6 protein-coding genes are annotated in these 8,399 nt (G+C 31.2%); 1 reads left to right on the top strand and 5 read right to left on the bottom strand.

Annotated features, from left to right (window positions below):
* Nucleotides 1-205: 205 nt before the first annotated feature.
* From ACH2CG_RS14020 to ACH2CG_RS14000, 5 genes are all read right to left on the bottom strand, one after another.
* Nucleotides 206-604 carry a GxxExxY protein gene (locus ACH2CG_RS14020; protein WP_395066268.1) on the bottom strand — a complete coding sequence of 133 codons (399 nt, stop codon included), beginning with the start codon at nucleotides 602-604 and terminating at the stop codon, nucleotides 206-208.
* Nucleotides 605-825: 221 nt separating this feature from the next.
* Complete coding sequence (locus ACH2CG_RS14015; protein ID WP_395066266.1) at nucleotides 826-1,776, bottom strand: isopenicillin N synthase family dioxygenase; 951 nt, start codon at nucleotides 1,774-1,776, stop codon at nucleotides 826-828.
* Nucleotides 1,777-1,980: 204 nt separating this feature from the next.
* Nucleotides 1,981-2,868 carry a DNA adenine methylase gene (locus tag ACH2CG_RS14010; RefSeq protein ID WP_395066264.1) on the bottom strand — a complete coding sequence of 296 codons (888 nt, stop codon included), beginning with the start codon at nucleotides 2,866-2,868 and terminating at the stop codon, nucleotides 1,981-1,983.
* Nucleotides 2,869-2,882: 14 nt separating this feature from the next.
* On the bottom strand, nucleotides 2,883-4,442 hold the full coding sequence (locus tag ACH2CG_RS14005; protein WP_395066262.1) for an AAA family ATPase: 1,560 nt from the start codon (nucleotides 4,440-4,442) through the stop codon (nucleotides 2,883-2,885).
* Nucleotides 4,429-6,000 (bottom strand): hypothetical protein, encoded by a 1,572-nt coding sequence (locus ACH2CG_RS14000; protein ID WP_395066260.1) that lies wholly within the window; start codon nucleotides 5,998-6,000, stop codon nucleotides 4,429-4,431. The genes ACH2CG_RS14005 and ACH2CG_RS14000 overlap by 14 nt, the downstream gene beginning before the upstream one ends.
* Nucleotides 6,001-6,748: 748 nt before the next feature.
* Between ACH2CG_RS14000 and ACH2CG_RS13995 the strand changes: the two genes are divergently transcribed.
* A partial coding sequence (locus ACH2CG_RS13995) for a thiamine pyrophosphate-dependent enzyme (protein WP_395066258.1) occupies nucleotides 6,749-8,399 on the top strand: 1,651 nt, incomplete at its 3' end.

The following is an 8,399-nucleotide window of genomic DNA, read 5'->3' as shown; positions in this document are numbered from 1 at the left end:
TATTTTTTAATATATAATTTTTAATGAACCACAGTATTTTTTGGACGCGGATTAAACGGATTCGATAAATCGAAACGCTGATTAAAAACTGATTTTTTATTTTTTGTATTACTATTTTTATCTGCTTTTATCCGCGCTTTACAAAGTAAATCTGTTTCATCCGCGTTCTATTTATTTAAACGGATTCGATAAATCGAAACGCTGATTAAAACTGATTTTTCCTTATTTTTCTTTTATTTTCAAATATTTTTCTTCTGAATTCTGGTTTTTTACCGAAGTTTAATAATAATCCAACTTCGCAATCAGTTCCTCTTAAATAGTTTACAATCTGATTTTCAAATTGCTCAACTATATATTCAACCGCTTTTAATTCTAATATAATTTTATCTTCCACAATGATATCTGCAAAATAATCTCCAACTTCATAGCCTTTATAATAAACTTTAATTCTTTTTTGAGGAACAACATTTAATCCTTTATTTCTCAATTCAATTAGTAATGCATTCTGATATACATTTTCTAAAAAACCATAACCAAGTTCATTATAAACTTCGTAAAATGTTTTCAAAATAATATCAGTTAAATCCTTGTGTAATAATTCCATGTGGCATTTATTTAAATGTTAATACTTTTAAAAAATCAGTTTTTATCCGCGCTTTACGCACTAAATCCGTTGCATCAGCGTCCAATAATTTGCATTATAATTAGTTATAAAAAATCAGTTTTATCAGCGCTTTACGCAGTAAATCCGTTGCATCCACGTCCAAAAAAACCAAAAAAGACATTAAGAAAACTCAATGCCTTTTTCAAATATAAATATATAAATTATTTTTTAATCAATCCCAAATCAACCAATCTTTCATACAAGAATTCGCCTGCCGAAATATCTTCGTATTTTTTAGGATTATTTTCATCAATACAATTCTCTAAAACGTCCAGTCGCATGTCGCTTACCGGATGCATAAAAAACGGAATAGAATAACGCGATGTTCCCCAAAGTTCTCTTGGCGGATTCACCACTTGATGTATCGTAGATTTTAATTTATTATTAGTGTGACGCGACAACATATCGCCAACGTTAATCACCAATTCGTCTGGTTCTGCAATAGCATCAATCCATTCGCCTTCGCGGTTTTGCACTTGCAAACCTTTACCTTGCGCACCCATTAAAAGTGTAATCAAATTGATGTCACCATGAGCAGCAGCACGAATAGCATTCTCAGGTTCTGAAGTAATTGGCGGATAATGAATTGGTCTCAAGATAGAGTTGCCTTCTTTACCGTAATTATCAAAATAAAATTCGTCTAATCCCAAGTGCAATGCCAAAGCACGCAAGACATAAATACCTGTTTTTTCAAGCATTTGATAGGCTTCTTTTCCTACTTCGTTAAAACGAGGTAATTCTTTAACTTCTACGTTATCAGGATATTCTGCAGCGTATTTGGAATCTTTGTCCACATACTGACCAAAGTGCCAAAACTCTTTCAAATCGCCTTCTTTGCGACCTTTTGCATGTTCTTTTCCGAAAGAAACATAACCACGCTGACCTCCAATGCCTGGAATTTCATAGCTGTATTTTGTTTCTAATGGAAGAGCGAAGAAATTCCTAATTTCTCCATACAATTCATCAACCAATGTGTCATTAAGAAAATGACCTTTTAGCGCCACGAAGCCAATATCTTCGAAAGCTTTTCCGATTTCATTTACAAATTTTTGTTTACGTGTCGGATCATCCGACAGGAAATCACGCAAGTCAACACTAGGAATGTTTTGCATTTACTAAAACTTTTTTGTTAATAACTTACTTTGGAGTAAACTCCGTTATAACTACAAATGTAAGAATTTTTTAGTTTGGTGGTGTGGAAGTTGTTAACAATTGTTAGTGCGAGGTAGGAAGCAATCTTTTATTGGAACGCGGAGGACACGGATGCAAGGCAACGCGGATTTGGGCGGATTTTTTTTATTAAGAAAATTTGAATTTTATAAATATTCAATTTGGTTTTTAATGAGTTTAAAATTTAAAGGATTCCAATCTTTGATTTCTGGTTGCCTTAGTGTAGGACTGAAAAACAATATTTCTTGGCCAACTCTTGAATTATAAGCAGTATGTTTAAATGAATATTCTTTTTTACTACAATCAGAATATAAATCTTGAATTTGTGGAACATTATCGTAAGAAACTATCCATTTAATATTTTCTATATTTTTAATTTTTTCACTAACATTTAAATGGCTATCATCTTTGTAATGATTCATATAAAGTGTGCTTGCTTTTAAATAATATGGAGGATCAAAATAGAATACAATATTTTCATCAATAGCTTCTTGTTGAATTTTATCAATCAATTTAATTGCATCTTTTTTGTACAATCTAATATGTCTTTTCTTTTTTGCAATTTTTTGTATTCTTTCAATTAATTCTTTTTTATTGAAACGACAGTTCATTAAATAATTTCCGTTTTGTTCAATTCCACCCATAACTCCGGCATTTATTATTCCAGATCGATTAGTTCGGTTTAGATAAAAGGTTGAAAATCCTAATTCAAGCAAATCTGCTGTTTTTTTGTTATTTTGTACTTCTTTTTGTCTTCTCCATTCTTCAATAGATAGTTCTGCGTTATCTATTAAATCACATAATTGTTTGGTTTTATTTAATACACAAAACCAAAAAGCGTAAATTGACCTATCCTTATCATTTATAGTAATTTTATTTACAAAACCTTCTAACAACAGAAAAAGTGCTACGGACGCTCCACCAGAATAAGGCTCAACATAATGTCCGTTTATATTATTATCAACACATATTTTTGCTATAAATGCAGATAATTTATTTTTTCCTCCTGGATATCTTAACGGCGAATAATGCATAATATAAACTCTTTTTATTTACTTTTTATTTTTAAAATTAATTTGTCAAAATTAGCATTAAATTCGTTAACCAATTCAATATTGTCTTTTTTCCACACATTTAAAACCTTTGATGCATTTCTTCCCCACAAATGTAAATGATTATTAAACCATTTCTTTGCCTTAAATCGGTCAGTTTGAATTTCTTCATTTGAATACTCTTTAAAACAATATTGATGATTAAAAGTTTCATCTATTTCTTTCCATAAAAAATGTTCGTCTTTTAAATCATACAAATATTTAGATAAAAATTGTTCAGGTGATTTATTTAAAGGTAGTAATAAAACATTTTTTATTTTTTTTAAACTATTGAGTTGATTTTTGTTTTCTTTAACATCGCCATCCAAAACAATAATAGAATTTGGATATGTAAATGATGGAACTTTAACTGAAGCTAATTGGATTAAATTACCACAACCTAAACTAATATCGATAAAGTTTAAATTTTTTGTTCTGTGACCAATTAATGATTTTACAAAAATAGCGCCTTCTTTATCTTCTGTGTATAAATCAATTTTATTTGTCTTTATTTTACCTGTTAGATCGTTGTTTAAATGGTTTTTAATATAATTATAATTAATATCATTTTTAATTTTTATGTTTCCATCTTCTTTTGTTAAAAACATAAGTTTAATTTGTCCATCTCTTTCTGATTTACTTTGTAGATTACTAGCTTCCTCTAAAATTGTAAGGGAATGAGTCGTAAATATTATTTGAATTTTAAATTTTGATGCAAATTTAGCCAATGCGTCAAATAATATTTTTTGTGATCCAGGATAGATGCTAGCGTCAATTTCATCTATTGCAAGAATTCCTCCTTGGTATTTATCTTTAAATTTTTCTTGTAGTTTTTTAAAAGATAAAACTGCTAACAATATTTTACTTAAATTATCTTGACCTGCAGAATTAGATTTCCAATCATAGTGATCAGTGTTTGCACCTACAGTTTGTTTATTAGCACTAGATAAATAGTTTGAACTTAAAACTTGGTCCTTTTCTCGGGTTAATATTAGAATTTTATTAAACCAATTTTTATAAAAAATAAAATCATCATCAGATAGAGACATTTCTTCATTAACTGTTAGATTATTATCTTCTGCGATAGGTAATAATCTTTTAAGACTTAAATAAACAACTGGTAGTTGTATAAATCCAGAACCTTTTGAACGGTCACCTTTTTTCCAAAAACGAATTGTTCCTTTTGATTTATCTCTATTTATACTTTCAATTTCATACTGTGGAATATGTTTGTCAACAAAAAATAAAGTCCACTCGTGATCACCAGCTTTATCAAATTTTTCAGAAAGTTTAAATTTATCTGCAAATGAAGAAATATAATTACCGCCGGATAACGGTTTTTCATCTTTCATTGGGTTTTCTTCATCAGTAATTGAAAAAGATTGGCTCAACATTCCTAAAATTGTTGTTTTTTGAGTGCCGTTTTGTCCTGAAATTACAGTTATAAGTTTGCCTAATTCAAATTCAACATTATTAAATCCTCTAAATTTTTTTATGTGTATTTTATCTATTATCATTTCTAATATTATTACTTAAAAAATCAAAAAGTGGTTCTAAATGCTTCCAAGCTCTTTTATTATGCTCTAAATCAATTATGGTTTCAATATTATGTATTGCTAAATCAAGACCAACCTTGATTCTTTCAATATAATCTTTTGTGCTTTTATAACTATTTGTATCAACGTGATTTATAAAATCACTTTTCATTACATAATCTAACATTGCTTTTAAAGATGTTGAAGAAAAGTCTTTACTTGAATTGAATTTTAAAATATTCATTAAGTCATCAGAATTTATATCTTCATTTATTGAGTGTTTACCTTTAAGGTATGTTATTACGGCTTCAACTTTTTTTAATCCATTTTTTTGATTTTCTTCACTTGTTTTATCATTTAATACATCAAAAAGTGAATTTTCTCTAATGTAAAAATACAGTGTTTGTTCCAAATAAGTACGTATTAACACACAAAATGAATATTTTTTATCAATTGGTAGATTCTTCATCTCAGAAAATAACTCATCTAACTTTTCATCTTCAAAAATCAATTCTTTATCTCTTGGAATAATTATGTTTTCATAAAACTTTTTCTTTGAGCTGTTTTTTCGTCTTGGTGTTGTGTTACTTTTTTCTCCTTCTAAATTTGCTTTTTTATCAGAAGTCCTACTTTTTGTAATAGTTGGTTCTTCTAAATTACTAGTTAAATCAAATGTTTCATTTTTTTGCAAATTTTCAACATAGCGCTTTTTGTCATCTTCATTATTAAAGTCTCTTGAAAATCTTTCAGAATCAATTAAAGTTTTGAAAACAACATTTAATCTTTTTTCAAATTCTTCTCTAGGTAGATTTATTTCAAGTTCTCCATTCTCTCCATTAAATTCAACACCGATTAAATTCCTTGCAGGTTCATAAGTGTAAAATCTTTCCAAGTTTGTTATTTCAAAGTCTGAAATTTCGATTTTAATACTTTCTTCTTTTTCAAGGATTTCTTTTCCTTCATAAAATAAGTTATATGCTTTTAAAGGTTTTAATACATTTCCTCTACTTTCATTCAGTACATCGCAAATATCTTCAATACTTAATCCATCTTCATAATACATTTCAGCTACAAATGCATATTGATTTCCAGTTTTCCATCTTTGGAGTGTTGCACCGTTGTGTCTTTCATAAATAATTGGATTTGCCAAAAGTCGATTAGGGGCAATGTAGCATTTAACCTTTTTATCAATGGGTACATTATTTTTTAATATATTTTGCAGCAAAATTTTTGATTTAGCATTTGATAGATACTTTTTGGGATCTTGTAAAAGTTTTAATGCTGCAGTTCTTCTGTTTCCTTCTAAAACTACTTTTTTATCTTTTTCAATACAAATTATAGGTTCTTCACCAATAAAATACCCTTCTTCTGATATTTTTTTTGCTAATTCGTAAACCTTTTCAGTTTCAATTAAAAGTTTTAAAATTTGAGTCTGATTTAGGTTACTTCCTTTAATCCTAATTCTTGGATTACTTGCATCAAGTTGTAATGAACTAACTTTATATTCAAATGTTTCCCAGTTTGAGTAATCTATATACATAAATAAAAGTTCTTTAAGTTTCTGTGACTAGTTTGTTTACAATGTTATAAAAGTAGATAATTTTTATAAGTTCCCAAACATATAAAATTATTCCCACAAAAAACCACGTAAAACTACCTGATTTTCAACAAAGTTATTACCAAATTTTTATAGTTCGTTTACGGTTTTCCGTAAGGTTATTAAAAAAGTTTGTTGTAAGGCAACCACAATTTTAGTAATTTTCTAAAATACTTACTCCGTACTTACTCCGTACTTAAGCCGTACTTAAGCCGTACATACGCCATACATAAGCCTTATATAAGTCGGGCAAGGTTCGCTTACGGTATTTTGTTACAGTAGTAAAAAGCTTTTTTGTATTAATTTTAGGGTTTTAGTTTGGCTTTGTTCTACAGTTGTTCTACAAAACTGCCATTTCACCGAAGCGCAGTATTCCGTGTCATCCGCGTTCTAATATTCAACCGCAAAGCACGCAAAGTTTTACGCAAAGCAACACAAAGAAAAAATCCGCGACAATCCGTTTAATCCGTGTCATCCGCGTTCTAATTTTTAACCACAAAGCACACAAAAAAATCCGCATAAATCCGCGTTGCCTTGCATCCGTTTCATCCGCGTCCAAAAAAAACTGCATAATCCACATCTCATTTTATACAATTCACTACAAACAAATAATTTCACAAAGAATTCCGCAAAAATAATAGGAGAAACGAAGCACTTTTTTATATTTTTGCAAGGCTTAAAATTATACGCAATGAACTTCGATAGAAAAGAGTTATCCAATATTCAATTATTAGATTTATATAAAAGACTACTAAAACCAAGACTTATAGAAGAAAAAATGCTTATTCTTCTGCGTCAAGGAAAAGTATCCAAATGGTTTTCTGGAATTGGTCAAGAAGCCATTTCGGTAGGAATCACGGCTGCTTTAGACCAAGACGAATACATTTTACCAATGCACCGAAACTTGGGTGTTTTCACCGGTCGTGACATTCCGTTGCACCGTTTGTTCTCGCAATGGCAAGGCAAGAAAACCGGATTCACAAAAGGTCGCGACAGAAGTTTTCACTTTGGTACGCAAGAGTTCCACATCATCGGAATGATCTCGCATCTTGGTCCGCAATTAGGTGTTGCAGACGGAATTGCATTGGCAAACAAATTAAAACAAAACGGCAAAGTAACCGCAGTTTTTACTGGAGAAGGCGCAACGTCTGAAGGTGATTTTCACGAAGCTTTGAACATTGCTGCCGTTTGGGATTTGCCAGTTTTATTCGTCATCGAAAACAACGGTTACGGATTATCAACTCCAACCAACGAGCAATACCGTTGCGAAAACCTTGCCGATAAAGGCGCAGGTTACGGAATGGAAAGCCACATCATCGACGGAAATAACATCTTAGACGTTTATACCAAAATAGCCGAATTGAAAGCGTCGTTAGCTGTAAATCCGAGACCAGTTTTATTGGAATTCAAAACCTTTAGAATGCGCGGTCACGAGGAAGCGAGTGGCACAAAATACGTTCCGCAAGAGTTGATGGACATGTGGGCAATTAAAGATCCAATTGCAAATTTTAAAGATTATTTAGTAACTGTCGGCGTACTTTCGGAAGAATTAGACACCGAATATAAAGCCAAAATAAAAGCAGAAATAGACGAACATTGGGCAATTACTCAAGCCGAACCAGATATTATTGCCGATTTAAGTGAAGAGTTAAATGATGTTTACAAACCGTATCAATTTGAGGAAGTTAACCCTTCTGAAGAAGTAGAAAATATTCGTGTAGTTGATGCTATTTCTCATGCGTTGCGTCAATCGATGGAACGTCACGATAATTTGGTAATTATGGGACAAGACATTGCCGAATATGGTGGTGCGTTCAAGATTACAGAAGGTTTTGTAGCACAGTTCGGAAAAGAACGCGTTAGAAATACACCCATTTGCGAAAGCGCCGTAGTTTCTGCCGGAATGGGATTATCGATTAACGGACACAAAGCGATTGTAGAAATGCAGTTTGCCGATTTCGTTTCTACAGGATTCAATCCAATTGTGAATTTATTGGCAAAACAACATTACCGATGGAACGAAAAAGCCGACGTAGTAGTAAGAATGCCTTGCGGTGGCGGCACACAAGCTGGACCATTTCACTCGCAAACGAACGAAGCTTGGTTTACCAAAACCCCAGGTTTGAAAGTCGTTTATCCTGCTTTTCCTTGTGATGTAAAAGGACTTTTGAATACGGCGATTAATGATCCAAATCCGGTGATGTTCTTTGAGCACAAGCAATTGTACCGTTCTGTTTATCAAGATGTTCCTAAAGATTATTATACGATTCCATTCGGAAAAGCATCTCTAATCAAAGAAGGCAATCAGGTCACGATTGTTTCGTTTGGTGCAGGCGTGCATT

The organism is Flavobacterium sp. (genome assembly GCF_043778725.1).
In the GTDB taxonomy this organism is placed as follows: domain Bacteria; phylum Bacteroidota; class Bacteroidia; order Flavobacteriales; family Flavobacteriaceae; genus Flavobacterium.
Note: the sequence above shows the minus strand (reverse complement) of the source record. Positions and strands in the feature narration are given on the sequence as shown.

Bases quoted from the DNA above. Each gene is read 5' to 3' on its own strand.
- ACH2CG_RS14015 (WP_395066266.1), bottom strand. From the start codon at position 1,776: ATGCAAAACATTCCTAGTGTTGACTTGCGTGATTTCCTGTCGGATGAT.
- ACH2CG_RS14010 (WP_395066264.1), bottom strand. From the start codon at position 2,868: ATGCATTATTCGCCGTTAAGATATCCAGGAGGAAAAAATAAATTATCT.
- ACH2CG_RS14000 (WP_395066260.1), bottom strand. From the start codon at position 6,000: ATGTATATAGATTACTCAAACTGGGAAACATTTGAATATAAAGTTAGT.
- ACH2CG_RS14005 (WP_395066262.1), bottom strand. From the start codon at position 4,442: ATGATAATAGATAAAATACACATAAAAAAATTTAGAGGATTTAATAAT.
- ACH2CG_RS14020 (WP_395066268.1), bottom strand. From the start codon at position 604: ATGGAATTATTACACAAGGATTTAACTGATATTATTTTGAAAACATTT.